The organism is Halomonas salinarum (assembly GCF_012062845.1).
GTDB lineage: Bacteria > Pseudomonadota > Gammaproteobacteria > Pseudomonadales > Halomonadaceae > Onishia > Onishia salinarum.
Genome location: NZ_WWNB01000001.1, coordinates 213,256 through 236,766, shown reverse-complemented (window position 1 = coordinate 236,766; position 23,511 = coordinate 213,256). Strand labels below are relative to the sequence as shown.

Here is a 23,511-nt window from a genome sequence, read left to right as displayed (position 1 = left end):
GCGTGTTAGCAACCTGCTTTATCGGATGCTGCTTGCGGTCATCATGCATGGCCTAGCAAGGCATAGATGTGAGCGTTTGCTGCGTGCATACACTAGCCGGCTAATTTTATATCCCTATGAGATTAGCCTGATTTCGTGCCCTGACGAGGTCGTAGGATGATAAGAAAGAAGTACTTACGTGTGCTGAGTCCGCTCGTGCTCGTGTCGCTTGCCCTGTTTTTGACAGGCTGTGATTCGGCTCTGATGGATCCCAAGGGGCAGATCGGGGAAGAGCAGCGAACCCTGATTCTGACCGCGTTCGGCTTGATGCAGATCGTTGTCATTCCGGTGATCGTGATGACCATCGCGTTTGCCTGGCGCTATCGTCGCAGCAACAAGAATGCGACCTATAGCCCCGATTGGCATCACTCCAACAAGGTCGAGGCCGTGGTGTGGTTCGTGCCCTGCGTGATCATTGCCTTCCTGGCGGTGTTGACCTGGTATACCTCGCACAGCCTGGATCCCCACAAGCCTCTCGATGTTGAGGAAGGTGGTCAGGAGCCAATGGTCATCGAGGCGGTATCGCTTGATTGGAAATGGCTGTTCATCTACCCGGAGCAGGGTATTGCGACAGTCAACGAAATAGCTTTCCCCGAAGATACACCGGTGCGCTTCCGGGTGACGTCTGGCTCGGTGATGAACTCTTTCTTCATTCCGCGTCTGGGCAGTCAGATCTATGCCATGGCGGGTATGGATAACGATGTTCACCTGATCGCCGATGAGCAAGGGGTCTATCCTGGTCGTTCCACCAACTATAGCGGTGCCGGCTTCTCGGATATGACGTTCGACGCTCATGTCGGATCCCAGCAGGATTTCGAGGCCTGGGTGTCCAAGGTCCGTGAATCGTCTGAATCACTGACCTTCCCTGAGGAGTATTACGAGCTTGCTGCGCCCTCCGAGGACAGTGAGATTCAGTACTTCTCCGAGGTATCCCCTGCTCTCTACGAGAGCATCATCAAGAGCTTTCATGCCGGCGGTGACCACGCAGAGCGTGTAGAAGCATTCTCTGACAGCTACGCCGACGGCTTCGGTCATGGCAGTCATGGCGATGAAGGCCACGGCGACGAAAGCCACGGCGAATCGGACGAGTCTCACGGCGAGCCCAAGAGCGCGGAGGCAGCGGAGTAAATTATGTTCGGAAAACTCAGTCTAGAGGCGGTTCCGTTCGACGATCCGATCATCATGGTGACCGTTTCGGCCATCGTGTTGGGCGGGATCGGTCTGACGGCTGCCATCACGTACTTCAAGAAATGGGGCTACTTGTGGAAGGAATGGATTACCTCCATCGACCACAAGAAGCTCGGTATCATGTACTTCATCGTGGCCCTGGTGATGCTGCTTCGCGGCTTCGCGGATGCCATCATGATGCGCTCTCAGCTGGCGATGGCCACGGCCGGTGCGGAAGGTTTCCTGCCACCGTCACACTATGACCAGATCTTCACGGCTCATGGCGTGATCATGATCTTCTTCGTCGCCATGCCCATGGTCATCGGTCTGATGAACCTGGTGGTGCCGCTGCAGATCGGTGCGCGTGACGTCGCCTTCCCGTTCCTCAACAACCTGAGCTTCTGGTTGTTTGCCTCGGGTGTGGTGCTGGTCAACGTGTCGCTCTTCATCGGTGAGTTCGCGAAGACCGGCTGGCTTGCCTATGCGCCTCTATCGGGACTCGATTACAGTCCCGGGGTCGGGGTGGATTACTGGATATGGGCGTTACAGATATCAGGGATAGGGACGACGCTGACGGGGATCAACTTCTTCGTCACTATCCTGAAGATGCGCACCAAGGGCATGACGCTGTTCCGCATGCCGATCTTCACCTGGACGTCGCTGTGCGCGAACATCCTGATCATTGCCTCCTTCCCGATCCTGACCGCAACCATCGCGTTGTTGACCTTGGATCGTTACCTGGGCATGAACTTCTTTACCACCGATCTCGGTGGCAACATGATGATGTACGTCAACCTCATCTGGGCCTGGGGCCATCCTGAGGTGTACATCCTGATCCTGCCGGCATTTGGTGTCTTCTCCGAGGTCATCGCGACCTTCGCCAAGAAGCGCCTGTTCGGCTACAACACCATGGTCTGGGCCACGGTGGCGATCACGATTCTGTCCTTCGTGGTCTGGTTGCACCACTTCTTCACCATGGGGGCCGGTGCCAACGTCAATGCCTTCTTCGGCATCATGACGATGATCATCGCCATTCCTACGGGCGTGAAGATCTTCAACTGGCTGTTCACCATGTACCGCGGCCGTCTGGAGATCACCTCTCCCGTGCTGTGGACACTCGGCTTCATCATCACCTTCACCCTCGGTGGCATGACCGGGGTGATGCTGTCGCTTCCGGCGGCGAACTTCGTGCTTCACAACAGCCTCTTCGTCATCGCTCACTTCCACAACGTCATCATTGGCGGCGTGGTGTTCGGCATGCTGGCGGGTCTGACCTACTGGTTCCCGAAGGCGTTCGGTTTCACCCTGGACGAAAAGTGGGGCAAGCGCTCCTTCTGGTGCTGGATCATCGGCTTCTATGTGGCCTTCATGCCGCTGTACGTGCTGAGCTTCTTCGGTGCCGTGCGTCGCATGCAGTCCTATAGCAACCCCGAGTGGCAGCCGCTGATGATCGTGGCCTGGGTCGGTGCGTTGATCATAGCGGCGGGTATTGCCTGCACCTTGATCCAGTTCTACGTCAGCATTCGTGATCGCAAGCAGAACGAAGATGTGACGGGCGATCCCTGGGATGCGCGTACGCTGGAGTGGGCAACGTCATCGCCGGCGCCGTTCTATAACTTTGCACATCTGCCTGAGGTGAAGGGTGTGGATGCGTTCTGGGACGACAAGCAGGCCAACGGTGGCGTACCGCCGCTGTCCGAGCCGCCCTACCAGGATATCCACATGCCCAAAAACACCTGGGAAGGCCCCATCATCGCGCTATTTGCCACCATCTTTGGCTTCGCGTTGGTGTGGCACATCTGGTGGCTGGTGATCGCAGGTGGACTCGGTGTGTTTGCCACCTTCATGGCGCGGATCTTCAACGATGACGTCGACTACTACGTCCCTGCGGCGGAAGTGGAGCGTATCGAGCGCGAGAATCGTCAGCGCGTGAAGAGGAAGGGTGATCTTGCGCATTCAACTCGGCTGGGGACTCAGAGCTAATCATGGCAACCGATACTCTTAGCAACCAAGGTCATGCCCACGGGCATGACCATGATCATCACGACGATCATCACGATACCGCGGGCACCAAGATCTTCGGTTTCTGGGTCTACCTGATGAGCGACCTGGTGATCTTCGGCTCACTGTTTGCCGTTTATGCCGTGCTCCTGAGGGGCACGGCCGGTGGTCCGTCACCGGCTGATATTTTCGATCTGCCGTTGATTCTGATCAGCACCTTCCTGCTGTTGATCAGTAGTTTTACCTACGGCATGGCCGTATTGTCGATGAATGCCGGACGCGTGGCTTCAGTACAGAAATGGCTGTTGATCACCTTTCTGCTCGGGGCTGGATTCATAGGCCTGGAGCTCTACGAATTTCAGCACCTGATCCACTTGGGGCATGGGCCTGATCAAAGCGCCTTCCTGTCGGCTTTCTTCACGCTGGTCGGCACACACGGCCTGCACGTGATCTTCGGTCTGATCTGGATCCTGGTCATGCTGATTCAGCTCAAGCAGAAAGGTCTGAACGACGTTACCCGTCCGCGGATCATGTGCCTGAGCCTGTTCTGGCACTTTCTGGATATCGTCTGGATCTGCGTATTCTCCTTCGTCTACTTGATGGGAGTCCTGTGATATGAGCGACTCACACACGTCTCACGACAACAGTCATGGCAGCGTCAAGTCGTATGTGGTTGGCCTGATATTGTCGATCGTCCTGACCATCATTCCCTTCGGGGCGGTGATGACGGGTGCCTTTGATACCTTGGCGACCGTGATCATCATCGTTGCGACGGCCGTTGCTCAGCTGCTGGTGCAGCTGGTGCTATTCATGCATATGAATACCAAGGCCGATGAAGGCTGGAATTTCATGTCCTTCGTCTTCACCGTGACGATTCTGGTCCTAGTCATCGGAGGTTCCTTGTGGATCATGCATCATCTTCATCTCAACATGATGATCGGCTGACGCAGACGCCTTCCATGCTCAAGGACTACCTGACACTCACCAAGCCGGGCATCATCGGCGGTAACTTGATCTCTGTTCTGGGCGGCTACTTCCTGGCCGCCCAGGGCGATTTCGATCTGCTGCTGTTCATGTCAGCGGTGGTGGGGTTGGCGCTGGTCATTGCTTCCGGGTGTGCCTACAACAACGTCATCGACCAAGATATCGATCGCGTGATGCGGCGTACCCAGAATCGTCCGCTGGTGCAGGGGCGAGTGACCTCGGCCGCCACGCTGTGGTTCGCGACAGCGCTGGGGCTTGCTGGCTTTGGCCTGCTGGCCCTGGGCACCAACGCCTTGACGGTGGGGCTGGCCGCCTTCGGTTTCGTGATCTATGTCGGCGTCTACAGCCTGTGGATGAAGCGTCACTCCGAATACGGCACGCTGGTCGGTAGTCTCTCGGGCGCCGTACCCCCAGTGGTGGGTTACTGTGCGGTCAGTGGCACCTTCGATACCGGTGCCATGACGCTGCTGACCATTTTCTGTTTGTGGCAGATGCCGCATTCCTATGCGATCGCGATCTTCCGCCTGGAAGACTATCGCGCGGCATCGATTCCGGTACTGCCGGTGGTGCGGGGCGTCCATCGTGCCAAGCACCATATCCTCGGCTGGATCCTGGCCTTCATTCCGGCGACGCTTGCCCTGAGCATTGCGGGCTACGCAGGTCCTGGTTACTTCACGGTCGCCCTGGTCATGGGAGGCTATTGGTTGTACCTGGCGTGCAAGGGGTATCGTGCCCAGGATGAGCAACGCTGGGCCAAGAGCGTATTTGGTTTTTCCATCCTCACCATCACGGCACTGAGCCTGATGATGTCGGTGGATGCCGCCCTGCCGCAAGCGCCGCTGCTCTGGACCTCGCTGCGCTGACCTCTTCATGGGTTCTCGCCATGCTGAACCCAAAGCGTTGAGACGGCAGTGAAAACTGTCGTCGACGCTTCCCCCTTGCGCATGTCTATACTGTGTTTGTCGCACGTATCATGCGTGTACCTGAGGTCGGCTCAGCTGATCTTGCCTGCAGATAGAGGGAGGTGTCTGGATGCTGACGCATGTTTGGGGCCTGATGGCCCATCCGCAACGTGAATGGAAGCAGATCAAGGGAGAGCGCGAGACGCTCACGCACCTTTACGAGCATCACGTGCTGTTGCTGGCTGCTATTCCGGTCATCTGCTCCTATATTGGCACCACCCAAGTGGGGTGGGGGCTAGGTGGGGATACCCATATACAGCTGGGGTATCTGGATGCTCTGGGCGCAGGGATTGTCTTCTATCTGGTGATCCTCGCGGCGGTGTATTCGGTAGGCAAAGTGATTCGCGCCTTGGCCAAGCGTTTCACGTCGACTCCCCCGAAACAGAGTGAGTGCATCGTGTTCGCTGGCTATGTGGCCACGCCGATGTTCTTGAGCGGCCTCGTGGCCATCTATCCACTGATCTGGCTGTGCCTGCTGGCCGGTATCATTGGCCTTTGCTACACCGCCTATCTGCTCTATCTGGGCATCCCGTCCTTTCTGGGCATCAGTAGCGAGGAGGGCTTCATCGTCTCAAGCTCCACGCTGGGTATCGGCGTGCTGGTACTGGAGGCCCTGCTTGGGCTGACCGTGCTCCTTTGGGGCTACGGGGAGCGTATCATCCTGGCGCTGATTGGTGGGTGACAGGCTCACATCCAGATAGCGTTTGAACCTCATGGATGTAGGTGTCAGATGTAGATGAAAAGGGCGGCCCAACAGGGCCGCCCTTTTTGTTGGCTTCAGTTCTTCCTTACCGGTTTATTTGAGGTAGCGATGCCTAGCCCGCGAATACGTTGCGCGTGATCGTTTCTACCCCATGCACGTCAGGTGAGGACGTACTGAGATAGTGGCTTGTGGCTATCGGCTTGTGGCTATCCTGTAGCAGCACTAGAGTTTAGTTATGCCTTTACGGAATTATCTGCCTTGCACTTCTCGCATCGATGCCTGGCAAGTACCCAACACGAGGCTTACCAACGGGCTCTGTGTTATTAGCTTTCATCAGGAGGATGTGCCATGCGTGCTGCCGATGTCATGACTACCAAGGTCATCAGTGTCTCACCTGAGACAGACGTGCAGGAAATTGTCCGTGTGCTGCTGGATCATCGTATCAGTGCGGTCCCCGTCGTCGACGATGACCAGCGCCTGATGGGAATGGTCAGCGAAGGGGATTTGATGGGACGCGCCGATGGCCAGGACGACAACGGTGAGCCCTGGTGGCGGGCTCTGGTGGGGTCCGAAAAAGCGGCCAGCTACATCAAGACCCATGGCCAGGTGGCCAAGGACATCATGAGCCACCCGGTAGTCGATGTGGAAGAGGACATCTCCGTCGCCGAGATTGCTCGGCTGCTTGAGAAACGCCATATCAAGCGAGTGCCGGTGACCCGAGACGGGAAAGTCGTGGGTATCGTGAGCCGTGCCAATCTGTTGCAGGGCCTTGCCAGCACACCACCCGCTGAAGAGGGTACGCAAGATGATCGCAGTCTACGTGATGCGCTCAACCAGGAGCTCGAAGAAAAGCTCAACACCGTGCGCGTCAACGTCATCGTCAAGGATGGTGTCGTCGAGCTGTGGGGATTAGTGGCGAGTGATGAGGAAATGAAAGCGGTGCAGCTCGCCGCCGAAAGCCAGCCGGGTGTCAAACGGGTCGAGAACAATATGAGCCGCATGCCGTTAGGGTATGGCGCCTTTTAGAGGATCGCCTCTTACGCGGCTTCAAGAGAAGGCCCCGCCGAAGCGGGGCCTTTTTGCGATACGAACGAAAGTCTTGACCTAGACCTCGTGGTAAAGCTTGGCGCCGGCGGCCCTGAAGGCTTCGGCTTGCTCCTCCATGCCCTGCATCACCGCTTCCTGATCGCCGTCGAGGCCCTTTTCCCGGGCGTAGTCGCGCACCTCCTGGCTGATCTTCATCGAGCAGAACTTGGGCCCGCACATCGAGCAGAAGTGCGCCACCTTGGCCGAGTCCTTGGGCAGGGTCTCGTCGTGGTACTCGCGGGCGGTGTCCGGGTCCAGCCCCAGGTTGAACTGGTCCTCCCAGCGGAACTCGAAGCGTGCCTTGGACAGGGCGTTGTCGCGGCGCTGGGCGGCCGGGTGCCCCTTGGCCAGGTCGGCGGCATGGGCGGCGATCTTGTAGGTGATGATGCCGGTCTTGACGTCGTCCTTGTTGGGCAGGCCCAGGTGCTCCTTGGGGGTCACGTAGCAGAGCATGGCGCAGCCGTACCAGCCGATCATCGCCGCGCCGATGCCGGAGGTGATGTGATCATAACCGGGCGCGATGTCGGTGGTCAGCGGCCCCAGGGTGTAGAAGGGCGCCTCATCGCACTCCTCGAGCTGCTTGTCCATGTTCTCCTTGATCAGGTGCATGGGCACGTGGCCGGGGCCCTCGATCATCACCTGGACGTCGTGCCGCCAGGCGATACGGGTCAGCTCGCCCAGGGTCTCGAGCTCGGCGAACTGGGCCTCGTCGTTGGCATCGGCCACCGAGCCCGGGCGCAGGCCGTCGCCCAGCGAGAAGGCCACGTCATAGCGCTTGCAGATCTCGCAGATGTCCTCGAAGTGGGTGTAGAGGAAGCTCTCCCGGTGGTGGTAGAGGCACCACTTGGCCATGATCGAGCCGCCGCGCGAGACGATGCCGGTGGTGCGCTTGGCGGTCAGGGGCACATAGCGCAGCAAGACGCCGGCGTGGATGGTGAAGTAGTCGACGCCTTGTTCGGCCTGTTCGATCAGGGTGTCGCGGAATACTTCCCAGGTCAGGTCCTCGGCCACGCCGTTGACCTTCTCCAGCGCCTGGTAGATGGGCACGGTGCCGATCGGCACCGGGGCGTTGCGGATGATCCACTCGCGGGTCTCATGGATGTTCGACCCGGTGGAGAGATCCATGATGGTGTCCGAGCCCCAACGGATGCCCCAGGTCATCTTGTCGACCTCGTCCTCGATCGAGGAGGTGACCGCCGAGTTGCCCAGGTTGCCGTTGATCTTCACCAGGAAGTTGCGGCCGATGATCATCGGCTCGGTTTCCGGGTGGTTGATGTTGCAGGGGATGATCGCCCGGCCGGCGGCGACCTCGTCGCGCACGAACTCAGGCGTGATTTCCTCAGGCAGGCGCGCGCCGAAGCCCTGGCCGGCGTGCTGGTGGCCGAGGATGCGCTCGACCTCCTGCGTACCCAGCGCCTGGCGGCGCTGATTCTCGCGGATGGCGATGAACTCCATCTCCGGGGTGACGATGCCCTGGCGGGCATAGTGCAGCTGGGTCACATTCTTGCCTTCCTTGGCCCGGCGCGGCGTGCGCCCCAGCTCGAAGCGCAGTGGGGCCAGCATCGGGTCATTGGCGCGGCGGCGCCCGTACTCTGAGGTCGGACCATCCAGCCATTCGGTGTCATCACGTTCATTGATCCAGGCCTCGCGCAGGGCTTTCAGGCCGCGACGCAGATCGATGTCGGCATTTGGGTCGGTGTAGGGCCCGGAGGTGTCGTAGACCAGCAGCGGCGGATTGTCCTCGACGCCGTCGGCGGTGGTGGTCGGCGACAGACCAATTTCGCGAAAGGGCACGCGGATGTCCGGGCGGGAACCCTCGACATGAATCTTGCGCGAACCGGGCAGGGGGGCAATGGCGGCCGCATCGACGCGGGCCTGCTCGTTGAGAAAGTGGCGGGTATTGCTCATCTAATGTGTTCTCCCAATAGTCTGGGGAGGACAAGCGAAGGAGAGACAGGGGCGGGCCCGAACGGCGGCCTGCCTGTCGCTTGATCCCTACGCTGGTACCCTCTCGAAAGAATTAGCCAGGTCAGGTTCAACGGGATCCGTCCTGTCAGGCGCCCAAGGCGCCTGTTGGATGATCTCAGCCGGTATCACCGGCACCCCGTCAAGCGAGTGATGGAAGCCTAAGCTTCCGGTGTGGTGGTTGATACATACCATTCGGCACCACCTGACCGAACGGCTTTCGGCAGGGCACTCAATCGCCTTGATCAAGCCCCATCTGCCAGAAGTCGATTTCAAGCCGGGTGGCCTCACTGAACACCTGGCGAAGCTCCTCGAAGCGTCGCGGGCCGACTTCCGCAAGGCGATTATCGAGCCAGCTGATTTCGCTTGCCATCGCCTCCTGAAAGTCCGGACCTTCGTACATGGCGATCCAGGCATCGAAGGGGTTGGCGTCGCCGCGGACCGTAAAGGGCTGGGCATTGAGCCAGGAGGCGATCTCCCCGTAGCCGATCAGGCAGGGTGCCAGGGCCACGTGGAGATCCAGCAGATCGCCGCGCTGTCCGGTCTCGAGCACATAGCGGGTATAGGCCAGCGTCGCGCGGGCCTCGGGCAGTGTTTCCAGATCACTTTCCGAGATACCCCACTCGCGGCAGTAGGCGATGTGGAGGTCGAGCTCCACGTCGAGGATGGTCGAGAGGCCCGCCTGGGCGTGTCGCAGATCACTCAGCGTGCGGCTCTTGTAGGCCGCCAGGGCATAGGCACGGGCGAAGTGAATCAGGAACAGATAGTCCTGCTGCAGGTAGTGGCGAAAGGCCTTTTGATCGAGGGTGGCGGCGCCGAGTCGGCGCACGAAATCGTGCTCGATATAGTGTCGCCAGTCGTGATGACAGGCAGCGGTAAGGTCGTTGAAGCAGTAACCCATCTGGCCTCCGGTGGCGGTCATGATCCGGAGCTCGAGCCAGGCAGGTCAATCAAGGGAAGGGTGTGGTCGGAAAGGCGTGTACCAAGGCTCGCCGGCCACCGCTTGATTCCTACGCCGGTACGAGCCGGATCAGGTTCAACGGGATCCGTCCTGTGTCGTGCTGAAGCACGGCGTTGGGCGGTCTCAGCCGGTATCACCGGCACCCCGTCAAGCGAGTGGCGACAGTCTAACATCTTGCCTCGACCTTGCCAGTCCCGGGTGTGCTAGCCTCGTGGTTTTACTGTCAGTTTTCCCCTGAAGCTTCCCCCTGAGACGAGGATGTCACGGATGATATCAGCCGCTTCCCATGTTCCCGCCATGACCCTGCTGGTGGCCGGCGACCCTGACCAGCTTACCGGTAGCTACGTTTACGATGCTCGCATCGTGGAGGCGTTGCGCAAGCGTGGTTGGGACGTCGCCGTCGAAGGGCTGGCCGGGCGTTTCCCGATGCCCGACCAGCAGGCCACCGAAAGCCTCGAAAGCACCCTTGGCGAGCTGCCGGACGGTGCCCGGGTGGTGATCGATGCCATGGTCATGGCCGGTCTGCCGGAGGTGGTAGCCCGCCATGGTGAACGGCTCGATCTCACGGCGCTGATGCATCATCCACAGGCCGATGAGACGGGCCTGAGCGGGATTGAGCGCGACGGGTTTCAGACCAGCGAGGCCCTGGCGCTGATGGCGATGCAACGAGTGATCGCGACCAGCACGTTCACTGCCGAACGGCTGGCTGACTTCGGCGTGCTGCCGTCGCAGATTCATGTGGTCGAACCGGGCGTCCAGCAGGCTCCACTGTCGGTTAGCGCTACGCGTGACGATAACGGCATGGAATCCCAGCGGCTGCTGTGTGTGGCGAGCCTGACGCCGCGCAAGGGGCATGAGGTATTGATCGAGGCACTGGCCGAGGTGTCCGAGCTTGGTTGGGAGTGCGATTGTATCGGCGGGCTGGACTTGGCCCCGGAACATGCCAGGCGGGTCGAGGACATGATCGAGGCGCAGGGTCTGGGTGAGCGAGTCTTTCTGCTCGGCACTCGTTCCCCCGAGTCCCTTGCGGCCTATTACGCCGAGGCGGATCTTTTCGTGTTGCCGTCCTACTACGAGGGCTACGGCATGGTGGTGACCGAGGCACTGGCGCATGGTTTACCGGTGATCACTACCACGGGTGGAGCGCTTGAGCACACCCTGCCCGAGGGGGCGGGTCTCGCCGTCGAGCCCGGCGATGCTCAGGCCCTCGCCACGGCGCTGCGCCGCTGGCTGGAGGATGGCGACCTGCGGACTCGGCTGCGTGAAGGGGCCGCCGCCGCGCGGGGGCAGCAGCAGGATTGGTCGAGTGCCGCGGCGGCCTTTGCCGCGGCGCTTGGCGAAGACACCAGGAGCTAGGCTCAGTAGTGACATGCCGCGCTGAGTGCGAGCGCCTCAGTCGTGTTTCTAAAGCGCTTGTGGCGTTACCCTCTTACCACAGCCGACTCACCATAACCATGAACGGGGCTTGGCCGGCGGCTGGTCGGCACGCACGGCCTTGATACCGATCACGCAGCGCACGATCAGCCAGAGTGCCAGCAGCGGCATGACCAGAAAGCCGATACCGATCACCCCTAGCATGAAGGCGGCAATGCTATAGAGGACCCCGATCCAGAAGGTGCGGATAAGGTAGCGATAATGCTCTTGTAGCCAGGGCGAGGCATCACCGCGGTAGACGTAGGCCATGATGGCACCGATCAGCGTCGTCACACTGCCGGTGATCAGGCCGGCCAGATAGAGCACATAGATGATCTGGGTGACGCGGGTATCCTGCTTGGGTAGATAGGTTTGGCTCATGGACGCTCTCTGTTCAGTAAATGCGTGCTTGGCGATAATGTGGGTCGCCGGCAGCTTCCTCGGGGGTCTTGCGATAGCGCTTGTACTCCCATTGATACTGGGCGGGATCAAGGGCGATAGCAGACTCGACGCAGGCATTGACGCCGCTGGCTGAAGTCGTCTCGTCGGCCTCGTAGACTCGCTCATCGGCGGCCAGGAAGTGAAGCGCAAAACCGCGCCCGGGCAGGCGTCTTGCGACGCCGGTCACTACCCGCGCCTGGGTACGTGCTACCAGTTTTGGCAGCAGGGTTGCCGTGTAGGCGGGACGATCGTAGAAGGGCGCGAAGACACCGCTGCCCCAGTCGGGTTCCTGGTCCGGCAGGATGCCCACTGCCTCGCAGCGCTTTAGCGCCTTGAGCAGAGCCGCTACGCCGCGGGGATTGGTCGGTACCAGCTGGGCACCGCGGCGCTCGCGGCCATGGCGAATCACCGGGTCGAGGGGGGCAATCTTGGGCGGCTCGTACATGGCCGTGAAAGGGAAATGACCCGAGAGCCAGAAATTCAGCACCTCCCAGTTGCCAAAGTGCGGGGCCAGCACGATGACGCCGCGTCCTTCGGCTCTCGCGTCATCGAGCAGTTCACGGCCGTGCACCTCGACGATCGACGACTCTACCCGCTCGGGATCATGCATCCAGGCAAACCCCAGTTCGAGCATGGTGGCGGTGGAATGGGTCAGGCTATCGCGGGCGAGCCGACGGCGCTGAGTCCTGTCGGTCGCGGGATAGACGACCGCCAGGTTGGCCTCGGTGATATGGCGTTCACGCTTGCTGAGCCTGTGTACCAGTGGGCCCGCACACCGCGATAGCCGCCACAGGGTGCTGAGGCGGCGCCCGGAAAGGGCCCGCCACAGGGTGGTAATCGCGCTGGCCTGGAGGCGGTCGCGGCGGGAGATCTCATCACTCATCAGGCGTCACACCAGCCAGGTGGTGGGGTTGCTCGGTGGCCGCTGTTCCTGCAGGCCCTTGAAGCCCTTCACGCAGCGAATGATCATCCACACGGCCAGGGCGATCAGCAGCGGTACGCCGATGACCACCAGTGTCAGAACCGTGGCGATAAGGCCGTAGAGCAGCCCGATCCAGAAAGTGCGAATCTGATAGCGGTAGTGCGCATCGAGCCAGTCCGGTCCCTTACCCTGATAGACATAGGCGATGACCACGCCGATCACTGGCGTGAAACCACTTACCATGCCGGCCAGCAAGAGGCCGTAGACCACCATGGCCATGGTGGTATCGGGCTTCTGTGGTGTCGGGCGTGGCATATTCTGCGGCGAGGAAGGTGTCTCGTGTGCAGGCGTCTGGGGCATGACATCGTCCTTCGGCGAAACGGTAAAGGGTGAAATCCGGAATAAAAAGCGAGTCTTTGCAACATGATACCTGCCCAGGCAGGCGTTGCCATCAGCGCCGCGGACGGTTGATCTCCAGTAGGTTGCCTTCCGGGTCACGTAGATACAGTGAGTCCACGGGTCCCTTGCTACCGTCGTATGTCACCGGACCGAGTTCCACCGGGACGGAAAGCGCGGCCAGATGGTGCTCGACCTCTTCAAGCGGCAGACGGCTCGAGAAGGAAAGCTCCATCGCCCCGATTGTGGGGGCCGCCGCCTGGGGAGCGGTCGAGTTGTCGGTTCGCTGCAGGCGCAGCATCAGGGTGCCCAGGTGCAGGTCGGCATGGCTGGCATCCTGCTCCTTGGCGTCCATGCCGAGTACCCGGCTGTAGAAATCCACCGCTCGTGACAGGTCATCGACGTATATCACCAGATGATCCAGAGCTGACAGCATGACGTTCCTCCTTGGGCCGCCAGCGCGAACAGGATAGGCTTGGCGGCGAAAATATCCATGAGCATACGACGATGACCCAGCCTCTGTCCTGTCCGCTGTGCGACGCCCTCGATGCAGTGGCCTACCATCGGGATGCGTGTCGCGATTACGTGCAGTGTCAGGTCTGCAAGCTGGTCTTCGTGCCGTCTCACCAGCATCTGGCAGCCGACGCCGAGCGCGCGGTCTATGACCAGCACCAGAACTCGCCACAGGATGCCGGCTATCGGCGTTTCCTTTCGCGCCTGCAGACGCCTCTGCAGGCGCGGCTGACGGCTGGTGCCGAGGGGCTCGATGTGGGCAGTGGACCGGGGCCAACGCTATCGGTGATGTTCGAGGAAGCGGGATACCCGATGGCGGTCTACGATCCCTTCTTCGCCCCCGACCGGGCCCCTCTGTCGCGCCGCTATGATTTCATCACGGCAACCGAGGTGGTCGAACACATGGCTGCACCCGGTGTCGAGCTCACCCGTCTGGCTGGCCTTTTGCGCCCCGGTGGCTGGTTGGGGCTGATGACCAAGCGGGTTACCCGCCATGAGATCTTCGTGGACTGGCACTACATTCTCGATCCCACCCATGTGTGCTTCTTCAGCGAGGCGAGCTTTCACTGGTTGGCTGAGCGCCTCGCCATGGAGGTGATCTTCCCCGATCACGACGTCGTGCTTCTCAAGCGCTCTTCTTCCTAGTGGCAGCACCATCGCGGCGGTTAAGGCCCTTGTGCGAGCCGATAAATAGCACTTGGCGGCGAGCCCGGCTGAGCGTATATTCGCCGCGCGATTGTCCATGATGCATCGTTGAAAGCTAAGGTTTCCTCCTGCACAACGGCGCCGATGGCCCTCTCCTCCAGGGGCCCGGTTCGCGCCCCATCTTCCGCCTACAACGGCGGTGCTCCCCTCTTGTTGATGTGAGGCATGTTCATGTCCCGGCAATTGCTGTCCATGGCCCTGGCACCCCTGCTTGGGCTTTTTATTCTGTGCATCGGTAATGGCTTTCTCAGTACGCTTATTACGCTGCGCCTGGACGCGGCGGGCACCTCTGCTGTCGTGATCGGCTGGGTATCGTCGGCCTACTTTATCGGCCTGGCATTGGGTGCGCTGTTCAATGACCGCCTGCTGCTGCGTATCGGGCATATTCGCGCCTATGGCTGTTTCGCCTCGCTGGTAGCGGTCACCGTGCTGCTGCAGGGGCTGTGGTTAGACCCGATCAGCTGGTTCGTGCTGCGCCTGATCGGCGGCTGGGCCACGGTGGGTGTCTACCTGGTCATCGAGAGCTGGCTGTTGGCAAGCGGCGATACCAAGGTGCGCGGTCGCCTGCTGGCCATGTACATGATTGCCGTCTACGCGGCCGGGGTACTCGGTCAACTGCTGCTTGGGGCGACCACGGCCATGGTCGAGACCGCGCCCTTCATGGTGGTGGGATTACTGGCCTCGCTATCGGTGTTGCCGATGGCAATGATTCCGCGGGTCTCGCCTTTGATCGAGCATGCCGAGCCGCTGTCGCCGCTGCGCTTGATCACCCTGACGCCTACCGGCGTGATGGGCTGCTTCGGCTCGGGACTTGTGGTGGCCGCCGTCTATAGCCTGTTGCCGCTCTACCTGCAGCGCAGCGGCCTGGGGGTCGCCCAGGTCGGCCAGATGATGGCGGTCGTGGTGCTCGGGGCCATGCTGCTGCAGTACCCGATTGGTCGCTGGTCGGACAGGCACGACCGCCAGTGGGTACTGATTATCATCAGCGCCTGTACGGCGGGCCTGTCGATCGCCTTGCTGCTGCTGCCAAGTGATCCGCGACTGGTGGCGGGGCTGCTGTTCCTGCTCGGCGGCGGCGTCTTCTCGCTGTATCCGGTCGCGGTCGGCCATGCCGCCGACCGGGCCCCGGCCGGGGCTCTGGTGCGCATGAGCCAGGGGCTGTTGCTGATCAACGCCCTCGGCTCCATGGTCAGTCCGCCGTTGATTACCCCGGTGATGGCCACGCTTGGTGATGGCGGCCTCTTCTGGTCGATGGGCACTGTGGGGCTTGGCCTGGCCGGCTTCTTTGTGTGGCGGCGCAGCGTGCGTCCTGCACCGCTGCCCACGGCACCTTTCGTGGCAACACAGACACAGACGTTGGTGGGAGCAGAGCTTGCCGTCACTGATGAGCTGGTGCAGGGCGCTTTCGAGCATGAGCATCTCGAGGATCTCTCCAAGGCGGTGCCCGAAGTGGCGGTCGCTGAGCCCGTGGTCGGGCCACCTCGCGCCGATGATGCCCACATCGCCTACTACGATGATGCTGGCGAGCCGCCGAAGCCAGATTCGGGTATCTGACGATGTGAGACTTCAGTCATCCGTTGACGTCAACGTCAGTTGCTGCGGCTTTCGCCTAATGGTTCCGCCAAGGGCCGCTAACCTAGTATCGCGGATATCCTTTTTCCCAAGAGATAGCCGCGATGACGCCTTATCACGCTCCGCTGCGCGACACCCGCTTTGTGCTCGAGGCACTCCTCGGTCACGCCTCTCTCGATCTGCCGGGGTTCGAGGACACCGGCCCCGACCTTCTGGACGCAGTGCTGGAAGAAGCCGCTCGGCTGGCCGGTGAGGTCTGGGCACCGCTCAACCTGGCCGGCGACCGTCAGGGCTGTCGTCGCCAGCCGGATGGGGCCGTGATCGTGCCTGATGGTTTCATCGAGGCTTATCAGGCCTATGTCGAAGGTGGCTGGAACGGGATCGGCGTGTCCGAGGCCCAGGGAGGACAGGGCCTGCCCGAGGTGGCGTCGAGTGCCGTTCAGGAGATGCTGCACGGTGCCAACATGGCACTCGGTCTTTGCCCGATGCTGACCGCCGGTGCCATCGAGGCATTGACGAATCACGGCAGCGACGCGCTCAAGGCACGCTTTCTGCCCAAGCTGATCGAAGGCAGCTGGACCGGCACCATGAACCTTACCGAGCCTCAGGCCGGTTCGGATCTTTCTCAGGTGCGCACCCGGGCCATCCTCTCAGATGACGGCGATCACTACCGCCTGCACGGCCAGAAGATCTATATCACCTGGGGCGAGCATGAGGCCGCCGACAACATCATCCACCTGGTACTGGCGCGTACCCCGGATGCTCCGGAGGGCAACAAGGGCATCTCGCTGTTCCTGGTGCCCAAGTTCCTGGTTGAAGAGGACGGCACGCTGGGAGCTCGCAACGACCTCACCTGCGCTTCCATCGAACACAAGCTCGGCATTCACGGCTCGCCCACCTGTACGCTTGTTTTCGGCGAAGGCGCGGGTGCCATCGGTTATCTGGTGGGGGAGCTTGGGCGCGGGCTCAATCACATGTTCACGATGATGAATGCGGCCCGTCACAAGGTCGGTATTCAGGGCATCGGCGTTGCCGAGCGCGCCACCCAGCAGGCATTCGCCTACGCGGCAGAGCGCAGCCAGGGCCGGGCACCCAGGTCGCGCGGTGGCGAGTCGGCCGCGATCATCGATCACTTCGATGTGCGCCGCATGCTGTTGTCGATGCGGGCGCGTACCGATGCCTTGCGCGCCCTGGCGCTTTACTGTGCCTCGCAGATGGACCGTGCCCGTCATCACGCCGACGCCGAGACCCGTGAGCTGGCTCAGGCACGCGTTGATGTGCTGATTCCAGTGGTCAAGGCCTTCTCCACGGATCAAGCCGTGGATATCGCTTCGCTAGGGGTGCAGGTGCATGGGGGCATGGGCTATGTGGAGGAGACCGGCGCCGCTCAGCTGTGGCGTGATGCGCGGATCGCCCCGATTTACGAGGGCACCAACGGCATTCAGGCGCTGGATCTCGCCGGCCGTAAGCTCTCGCGGGATAACGGTGCCGCCCTTACATCGTTGCTCGATGAGATGGACGCGACAGCCGGCCGCCTCGCCGATACGCCTGCCCTCACCAATCAGGGCGCTGCGCTTGCGGCCGGTGTCGATGACCTGAGAGCCAGCATGGTGCTGGTGCTCGATGCCGGTCGCGATCCGGCTCAAGGTGCGGATGCCGTTCAGGCCTACGCGACCCCCTTCCTGTCGCTTGCCGGTCATGTGCTCTGTGCCTGGCAGATGGGGCAAGCGTCGCTGGTCGCGGATGCAGCACTCATTGCAGGTTCTGGCGATCAGGCCTTTTATCGCGCCAAAGTGGCGAGTGCCGACTACGCCCTGCGGCATTGGCTGCCGGTGGGGCGTGCCAACCGAGCGGTAATCGAGGCGGGTATCGACAGCCTGTCGATGGTCGGCCCCGAATACTGAGACTCCGCCTATTCGGCACTGCAGCATTCGTCATGTCAAGGTAGGCTAGCAAGGAGCGACGATGAGTGAGATTCGCCGTTCCCCCTAATCGTCCCTTCCTATTCAGCGCCGTGGGTGGCAGTGGTTGCCAGCCGCGGCAGGATCACGGAGACCCTCAGCATGAGCATTAGCCGTATCGGCGTCGTCGGCGCCGGCACCATGGGCCAGGGCATCGCCCAGGTACTGATCACCAGCCATCATCAGGTCATGCTCTACGATGTTCGCGACGACGCGCTGTCCGGGGCTCGCGAAAAGATCGACAAGGGCCTGGCCCGGCTGGTCGACAAGGAAAAAATAACCAGCGCAGACAGGGTGTCGGCGCTTGAATGCCTCACCTTGACCACTAGCCTGGATGACCTGAGTGATCGCGAGGTAATCATCGAGGCCGCCCCGGAAGATCCTGCGCTCAAGGAGTCGCTCTTCACGGAGCTTAGCCGCCTGAATCACGACACCATCCTTGCCTCGAATACCTCCTCGCTGTCGCTGACCCGCCTCGCGGCGGTGTGCGAGTGTCCCGAGCGGGTGGTTGGCATGCACTTCTTCAACCCGGTGCCGGTGCTTGGGCTTGTCGAGGTGATTCGTGCCGAGCAGACCAGTGATGCCACCGTCGACACGATCGAGCAACTCACCGAGGCGCTGGGCAAGACGCCGGTGGCCATCGCCGATTCTCCGGGTTTCGCCGTCAATCGCCTGCTGGTGCCGATGATCAATGAGGCCGCTTTTCTGGTCCAGGAAGGCGCTGCCAGCCCCGAAGCCATCGATGAGGCCATGCAGCTAGGCGCCGCCCATCCCATGGGGCCGCTGAAGCTCGCCGACCTGATTGGTCTGGATGTGTGCCTGGCGATCATGGAGGTGCTGCAGGAGGGCTTCGGCGATCCCAAGTACCGTCCCTGCCCGCTGCTCAAGCGGATGGTGGCGGCGGGCTATCTGGGGCGCAAAAGCGGGCGCGGCTTTCATCTCTACAACTAGGCAATGTCTGAAAAGTACTGCGCTCGTCCATACGGCGTTAAAAATCGGCTCAAGATGCTCATTTACACCCCGTAAACTCCGCTCTTTCGCCGATTTTTGCCTTGTCTGGCCTTCGCTCGTCGACTTTTCAGACACAGCCTAGGCCCTGTTTTTTACTTGTCCATGACAACGCTAGGATCTCGTGCCAACCGGGCGCCTGCCGGGTAGCGCGCATCGGCTCTCGAGGACGAATCCTGCTAAAGGAGGCATCATGCAAGACGCACCTGTCCATCTGGTTATCGAAAGCGGTATTGCCCGCCTGACCCTGAATCGCCCCAAGGCCCTTAACGCCCTCAACTCGGCGCTCTTCACCGAGCTTGCCCGCATGCTTGATGATCTTGAGGGTCAGGCGGATCTGCGTGCGGTCCTGATTACCGGCGAGGGCGAGAAGGCCTTTGTCGCCGGTGCCGACATTGCCGAGATGCGCGACAAGACTCCTGACGAGGCCCACGCCTTTGCCCGTCAGGCATTGACCACCATCAAGCGTCTAGAGCGCCTGCCGGTACCGGTCGTGGCGCTGGTCAACGGCTTCTGCCTGGGCGGTGGCTGCGAACTGGCGTTGGCCTGCGACTGGGCGGTGGCAAGCGACAACGCGGTGTTTGGCCAGCCGGAAGTGCTGCTCGGCGTGATTCCCGGTTTTGGCGGCACTCAGCGACTACCGCGCCGCATCGGCCCGGCCATGGCGCTGGACCTGATCACCACCGGGCGCAAGATCGACGCCCAGGAAGCCTTGCGTATCGGCCTGGTCAATCAGGTGATGTCCCAGGCCGAGCTCGAGCAATACGCCGAGACACTCGCCAAGCAGCTCAACGTCAATGGTCCCAAGGCCGTACGTAGTGCCAAGCAGGCCGTGCATGACGGCATGGATCAGGACCTCGACAGCGCCCTGGCATTGGAAACGAGCCTCTTTGCACTGGGCTTCGCCGGCAGCGAGCAGAAGGAAGGCATGGCAGCCTTTCTCGAGAAGCGAAAGCCGAACTTCTGATCCCGGAGGCGTGCCATGACAATAGCCGTGACGGTGGCGTCACGGCCGTTACGTGGTTTGGAGAGGGGGGCGAAGTACGTTTAGTGCAGCGGGTCGACCCCTTGCCCTGCGAGTTCCGGGAAATCGTCATGCATCGTCAGCGGTTGGATGTCGCTGCGGGTAGCGAGGAATTCGGGACGCTGAGAGGGGGCTGCATAAGGCTCTTGCAGCGCGTTATCCACGCTGTTGTAGACGAAGAACAGGTTGGAGCGTGGCCAGGGCGACATGTTCTCGTTTGACGCATGAAGCGTGTTGCATTCGAACAGCAGCAACGACCCCGCCGGCCCCTTGGGGGCCTGAATACCCCCTCGCTCAGCCAGGGTCGCTAGCGCTTGCTGATCCGGCACGCCCAGCTTCTGAGCCTTGAGGGATTCCAGCCAGTTTGCTTCCGGTGTCTCGCCAACGCATGGCACGAATTGGCGATGCGACCCGGGAATCAGCATCAACGGGCCGTTGAACTCATTGTTGTCGGTCAGCATCAGCGACGCACTCACTGCCCGCATGCGAGGCATGCCGTCCTCGGCGTGCCAGGTTTCGAAATCCGAATGCCAGTCGAAGCCACTGCCCTGGAAGCCGTACTTGTCATTGATACGCGACTGGTGGATGTAGACCTCGCTACCCAGTAATTGCCGCACCATCCCAAGAATACGTGGGTCGCGCGTCAAACGGTCGAAGTGCTCCGAGAGCTTGTGCATACCGAATACGGAGCGGATGGCGCCGCTATTGGGGTCCTGAATGACCTGGTCGGAGCGCATTAGCGATTCGTCGTTGGCCATTTGCTTGAGCTCATCGAAGAATGGCTCGATCCGGTCCCGGGAGAAAAAGCCGTTGAACCACAGAAAACCATCCCGTTCGAAGCGAGAGAGGGCCACTTCATCCAACGGGCCTTCCCAGCGACGCTGGTTGCGGGCATGGACGATTGGCTCCTTGCGGGAGAGAGGGTCGCGGTGTTCGGTCAGGCGAGTGGGATAAGGATCTAGACGGTCTACCATAGGAAAACCTCCTCATGATCTCAGAAACGCTACGCCATGATGCTCCTGGGGGGACGAGCGGTGCTTCACTCCGTTCACTCACTGAGCCCCACCATGGGCAGGCGTACGAAACTAATGCTCGCCTATTATACTGCTGGTCTAAACCGCTGAGGTTCAAGTCCTGGCCGCTAGGGCGATGGATATCTTGCCAGCGACGACCTTTGCCGGGACGACTCGAACGCCATCGGGCCTGAAGGTCGTCACGGCGGGAAAGCCTCTTCACGCGCGTAATTGGCGGAGCGATGCGGCGCCCGCAAGCCGTTAGATCCATTCAGAAAGCGGCATCCTCAGTGGCTATCAGGGGCTATCAGTGGCTATCAGGGGCTATCAGGGGCTATTCTGCTTTTTCCGTTTGATTCAGCCTCGGTTGGTCTATATCAGCCCTTATATCAGCCCTTATGCCAGCCGTTTGCTGGGCAGCCGGATCATGCGCGTGGCGATAGCGGTGCCGATTAGCGTGATGGCCATGCCGGCGATTATCTGCAGGCTGAGCACCTCATCCAGCAGCAAATAGCCCCATAGCAGCGCACTCACCGGCACGAGGAAGGTGACCGTCGAGGTTGCGGTGGCCCCGGCGCTTGATAGCAGGCCGAAGTAGAGAAGGAAGGCAAGCGTGGTACTGAGCGCTGCAAGCGCGAGCCCATTGCCCCAGGCCACGGTGCTGATCGGTTCCGACGGCCAGAGTAGAAGCCCCGGAATCAGCAGCATTAGTGCCGACATGGTGGTACTGCCGGCCGCCAGCACGCGCACAGGGAGGTGAGACAGGTAGGTCTTCGAGTAGTTGGTGGCAACCCCGTAGCAGAAGGTGGCGCCCAGCGCCGAGAGAATGAACCAGCCATCGCCACCCAGGGCGAAATCCAGGCGGTTGGCCGAGAGCACGTAGACGCCGAAGAAGGCGAGGGCCAGGCCCAGGTACTGCTGGCGCTGCACCGGTGTGGTGAAGAACAGGGCGCCCAGCAGGGCGGTGAAGATCGGGGTTGTCGCATTAATCAGCGAGGTGAAGCCAGCTTCAAGTCGTGTGGTGGCCAGTGCCAACAGGCAGAAGGGCAGCACATGGTTCACAAGGCCGAGCACCAGCAGGCGTCCCTTGTTCTCCCATACCAGGCGCAGGTATCGCGCCCCCAGCAATAGGGGCACCAGCAGGAGAGCGCCCACTCCCATGCGCACCAGAATCAATGGCACTGGGCCGAATTCCGGCACTGCCACGCGCATGAAGATGAACGACATGCCCCATAGGGTGGAGAGAAGAATCAGACGTAGCGTATCGGCGGGAGACATCCAACATCCTTGTGTCGGCAGGGTGAGGCTGCAGGTTACGACCGATAGGTGGCTAACGGAAGGCCGCTTCGACCAAAGCGAGGTGGGGATGATGCGGCGTCTTGGGTTGATAAACGTCGATCGGCAGGCGGGTGGTAGGCCCAGGCTCGAGATGACCAAGTGGCAGGGCAAGTAGGCCTTGGCCAGCATCGCAGGGGAAAGGGGCTGCCAGGCTGGCCGACTATAGGCATGTGACCACGGGGCGCACGGGTGCTCATGAATCGTTTCCCGTCTAAAAGCGCCTGGTCACTTAACCTTCTGCCATCAGGCGCTCGACGTCATTCACGATAGAGGAAATCGGATCGCTGCCACGCATGAGCAGGCGTGCCTGGCCTTGCTCATCGAAGACGAAAATGCCGCTGGAGTGCGAGACATCATAGCGACCGTTTGCGTCTTTTTCGCCGTAGCTATAGCTCACCTTATAGCGATTCGTCAGTGCATCAAGCTGTGAACTGTCGCCGGTAAGGCCGATGAATTGAGGTCCGAATATCTCCGTGTATTGCCGCAGGCTCGCTTTGGTATCGCGCTCGGGGTCCACCGAGACGAATAACACCTGCAGTTCGTCGCGCTCTGGCTCATCGAGTCGCTTGATCGCGGCTGCTATCTTGGCAAGCGAGGTGGGGCAGATATCCGGGCAGTGGGTATAGCCGAAATACAGTAGGGTCGTCTTGCCCGCAAAGGCGTCTTCCTCAACTTGCTGGCCATTTTCGTCCGTCAGGCGCAAGTCGAGGTCGGGCATGGCCTCGGATATATCCGTGGTGTGCCAGTCCGGGTCGCTGCAGCCTGCCAGCAGCAGTATCAGCAAGAGTAGAGAAAGCCACTTGAGCATCATGGGTATCCTGATAGGCGATCAGAGTAGGGTGGCGGGAGACACAACCTCAAAGGTCGCGGCTAGCTGTTGTCCATCGGAAAAGTGCAGTATTACCTCCACGTCATCGCCTACTGCCAAGGGCGTTAGCCGGTTCATGAACATGAGGTGGTAGCCTTTTGGCGCAAATTCGAGATTGTCTCCGGCGGCAATATCGAGTGCCGGCACCGCCTGCATGCTGGCCATGCCGTCTTTTTCCATGCTCATGTGGATCTCGGTATTCTTGAAGACATCGCTTTCGGCGCCCACCAGCGTCAGGGTTTCAGCACTCCTGTTTTGCAGGCTGAAGTAGCCGGCGCCCGGCATATCTCCCGGTAACAGGCTGAGCTTGGCATCCTTGAGCACGAGATCCTGAGCCTGTGCCATACCGCATGAAAGCAGCAAGGTCAGCAATGCACATATCCACGTGCTGGGTGTCGTTGCGTTATTCATGAACCTATTGGCCATCAAGAGGTGCTCCACTTGGGTGGTTTCCGTGCCCAGTTACCGA

At 60.9% G+C, this 23,511-nt stretch carries 23 protein-coding genes and 2 riboswitches; of the genes, 13 read left to right on the top strand and 10 right to left on the bottom strand.

The window, feature by feature from the left end; translation table 11 throughout:
• The first annotated feature begins 156 nt into the window (after positions 1–156).
• From cyoA to HF027_RS01030, 7 genes are all read left to right on the top strand, one after another.
• Positions 157–1,167, top strand: coding sequence for a ubiquinol oxidase subunit II (gene cyoA / locus HF027_RS01060; RefSeq protein WP_168012032.1), 1,011 nt, complete (start codon positions 157–159; stop codon positions 1,165–1,167).
• Between the two features lie 3 nt (positions 1,168–1,170).
• Positions 1,171–3,189 carry a cytochrome o ubiquinol oxidase subunit I gene (gene cyoB / locus HF027_RS01055; protein WP_168012031.1) on the top strand — a complete coding sequence of 673 codons (2,019 nt, stop codon included), beginning with the start codon at positions 1,171–1,173 and terminating at the stop codon, positions 3,187–3,189.
• A gap of 2 nt (positions 3,190–3,191) precedes the next feature.
• Positions 3,192–3,821, top strand: coding sequence for a cytochrome o ubiquinol oxidase subunit III (gene cyoC / locus HF027_RS01050; protein WP_168012030.1), 630 nt, complete (start codon positions 3,192–3,194; stop codon positions 3,819–3,821).
• Position 3,822: 1 nt separating this feature from the next.
• Positions 3,823–4,152 (top strand): cytochrome o ubiquinol oxidase subunit IV, encoded by a 330-nt coding sequence (gene cyoD / locus HF027_RS01045; protein ID WP_168012029.1) that lies wholly within the window; start codon positions 3,823–3,825, stop codon positions 4,150–4,152.
• Positions 4,110–5,054, top strand: coding sequence for a heme o synthase (cyoE, locus tag HF027_RS01040; RefSeq protein ID WP_168012028.1), 945 nt, complete (start codon positions 4,110–4,112; stop codon positions 5,052–5,054). Before cyoD ends, cyoE begins: the two co-directional genes overlap by 43 nt.
• A gap of 169 nt (positions 5,055–5,223) precedes the next feature.
• Positions 5,224–5,835 carry a Yip1 family protein gene (locus HF027_RS01035; protein ID WP_168012027.1) on the top strand — a complete coding sequence of 204 codons (612 nt, stop codon included), beginning with the start codon at positions 5,224–5,226 and terminating at the stop codon, positions 5,833–5,835.
• Positions 5,836–6,204: 369 nt separating this feature from the next.
• Positions 6,205–6,882: a CBS domain-containing protein gene (locus HF027_RS01030; RefSeq protein ID WP_168012026.1), complete on the top strand. Its 678-nt coding sequence runs from the start codon at positions 6,205–6,207 to the stop codon at positions 6,880–6,882.
• Between the two features lie 78 nt (positions 6,883–6,960).
• Here HF027_RS01030 and thiC read toward each other — a convergent pair whose 3' ends face one another.
• Together thiC and tenA are read right to left on the bottom strand one after the other, a co-directional pair.
• Complete coding sequence (gene thiC, locus HF027_RS01025; RefSeq protein WP_168012025.1) at positions 6,961–8,850, bottom strand: phosphomethylpyrimidine synthase ThiC; 1,890 nt, start codon at positions 8,848–8,850, stop codon at positions 6,961–6,963.
• 67 nt (positions 8,851–8,917) lie between these two features.
• Positions 8,918–9,059: riboswitch (TPP riboswitch) on the bottom strand.
• An 80-nt stretch (positions 9,060–9,139) separates the two neighbouring features.
• Positions 9,140–9,808, bottom strand: coding sequence for a thiaminase II (gene tenA, locus HF027_RS01020; RefSeq protein ID WP_168012262.1), 669 nt, complete (start codon positions 9,806–9,808; stop codon positions 9,140–9,142).
• Positions 9,809–9,897: 89 nt separating this feature from the next.
• Positions 9,898–10,025: riboswitch (TPP riboswitch) on the bottom strand.
• Positions 10,026–10,135: 110 nt separating this feature from the next.
• Between tenA and HF027_RS01015 the strand changes: the two genes are divergently transcribed.
• The gene (locus tag HF027_RS01015) at positions 10,136–11,224 is read left to right on the top strand and encodes a glycosyltransferase family 4 protein (protein WP_168012024.1); all 1,089 of its coding nucleotides are present in this window, start codon (positions 10,136–10,138) and stop codon (positions 11,222–11,224) included.
• An 87-nt stretch (positions 11,225–11,311) separates the two neighbouring features.
• On the opposite strand, the gene HF027_RS01010 is transcribed toward HF027_RS01015, so the two are convergent.
• The 4 genes from HF027_RS01010 to HF027_RS00995 all read right to left on the bottom strand — a co-directional run bounded on the left by HF027_RS01010 (position 11,312) and on the right by HF027_RS00995 (position 13,476).
• Positions 11,312–11,662: a DUF4870 family protein gene (locus tag HF027_RS01010; RefSeq protein WP_168012023.1), complete on the bottom strand. Its 351-nt coding sequence runs from the start codon at positions 11,660–11,662 to the stop codon at positions 11,312–11,314.
• 13 nt (positions 11,663–11,675) lie between these two features.
• A complete protein-coding gene (locus tag HF027_RS01005) occupies positions 11,676–12,605 on the bottom strand; it encodes a lysophospholipid acyltransferase family protein (protein WP_168012022.1) in 930 nt (309 codons plus the stop codon).
• A 6-nt stretch (positions 12,606–12,611) separates the two neighbouring features.
• Positions 12,612–12,959 (bottom strand): DUF4870 family protein, encoded by a 348-nt coding sequence (locus tag HF027_RS01000; RefSeq protein WP_245184407.1) that lies wholly within the window; start codon positions 12,957–12,959, stop codon positions 12,612–12,614.
• A gap of 136 nt (positions 12,960–13,095) precedes the next feature.
• Positions 13,096–13,476, bottom strand: coding sequence for a VOC family protein (locus HF027_RS00995; protein WP_168012020.1), 381 nt, complete (start codon positions 13,474–13,476; stop codon positions 13,096–13,098).
• Positions 13,477–13,547: 71 nt separating this feature from the next.
• On the opposite strand from HF027_RS00995, the gene HF027_RS00990 reads away from it, so the two are divergent.
• The 5 genes from HF027_RS00990 (at position 13,548) to HF027_RS00970 (ending at position 19,766) form a co-directional block, all read left to right on the top strand.
• Entirely contained in the window at positions 13,548–14,198 is a 651-nt protein-coding gene (locus tag HF027_RS00990; protein WP_168012019.1) for a class I SAM-dependent methyltransferase, read from the top strand.
• A 231-nt stretch (positions 14,199–14,429) separates the two neighbouring features.
• The gene (locus HF027_RS00985; RefSeq protein ID WP_168012018.1) at positions 14,430–15,812 is read left to right on the top strand and encodes an MFS transporter; all 1,383 of its coding nucleotides are present in this window, start codon (positions 14,430–14,432) and stop codon (positions 15,810–15,812) included.
• A 122-nt stretch (positions 15,813–15,934) separates the two neighbouring features.
• Positions 15,935–17,734: an acyl-CoA dehydrogenase gene (locus HF027_RS00980; protein ID WP_168012017.1), complete on the top strand. Its 1,800-nt coding sequence runs from the start codon at positions 15,935–15,937 to the stop codon at positions 17,732–17,734.
• A 159-nt stretch (positions 17,735–17,893) separates the two neighbouring features.
• Entirely contained in the window at positions 17,894–18,742 is an 849-nt protein-coding gene (locus HF027_RS00975; RefSeq protein WP_168012016.1) for a 3-hydroxybutyryl-CoA dehydrogenase, read from the top strand.
• Between the two features lie 250 nt (positions 18,743–18,992).
• Positions 18,993–19,766 (top strand): enoyl-CoA hydratase-related protein, encoded by a 774-nt coding sequence (locus HF027_RS00970; protein WP_168012015.1) that lies wholly within the window; start codon positions 18,993–18,995, stop codon positions 19,764–19,766.
• Between the two features lie 80 nt (positions 19,767–19,846).
• Here the strand turns inward: HF027_RS00970 and thpD are convergent, their stop codons facing one another.
• The 4 genes from thpD to HF027_RS00950 all read right to left on the bottom strand — a co-directional run bounded on the left by thpD (position 19,847) and on the right by HF027_RS00950 (position 23,468).
• Positions 19,847–20,797, bottom strand: a complete 951-nt coding sequence (thpD, locus tag HF027_RS00965; protein WP_168012013.1) for an ectoine hydroxylase — start codon at positions 20,795–20,797, stop codon at positions 19,847–19,849.
• 435 nt (positions 20,798–21,232) lie between these two features.
• A complete protein-coding gene (locus tag HF027_RS00960; RefSeq protein WP_168012011.1) occupies positions 21,233–22,114 on the bottom strand; it encodes a DMT family transporter in 882 nt (293 codons plus the stop codon).
• Positions 22,115–22,403: 289 nt separating this feature from the next.
• Entirely contained in the window at positions 22,404–22,985 is a 582-nt protein-coding gene (locus tag HF027_RS00955; RefSeq protein ID WP_342448692.1) for an SCO family protein, read from the bottom strand.
• 18 nt (positions 22,986–23,003) lie between these two features.
• Complete coding sequence (locus tag HF027_RS00950; protein ID WP_168012009.1) at positions 23,004–23,468, bottom strand: copper chaperone PCu(A)C; 465 nt, start codon at positions 23,466–23,468, stop codon at positions 23,004–23,006.
• Positions 23,469–23,511: the final 43 nt, after the last annotated feature.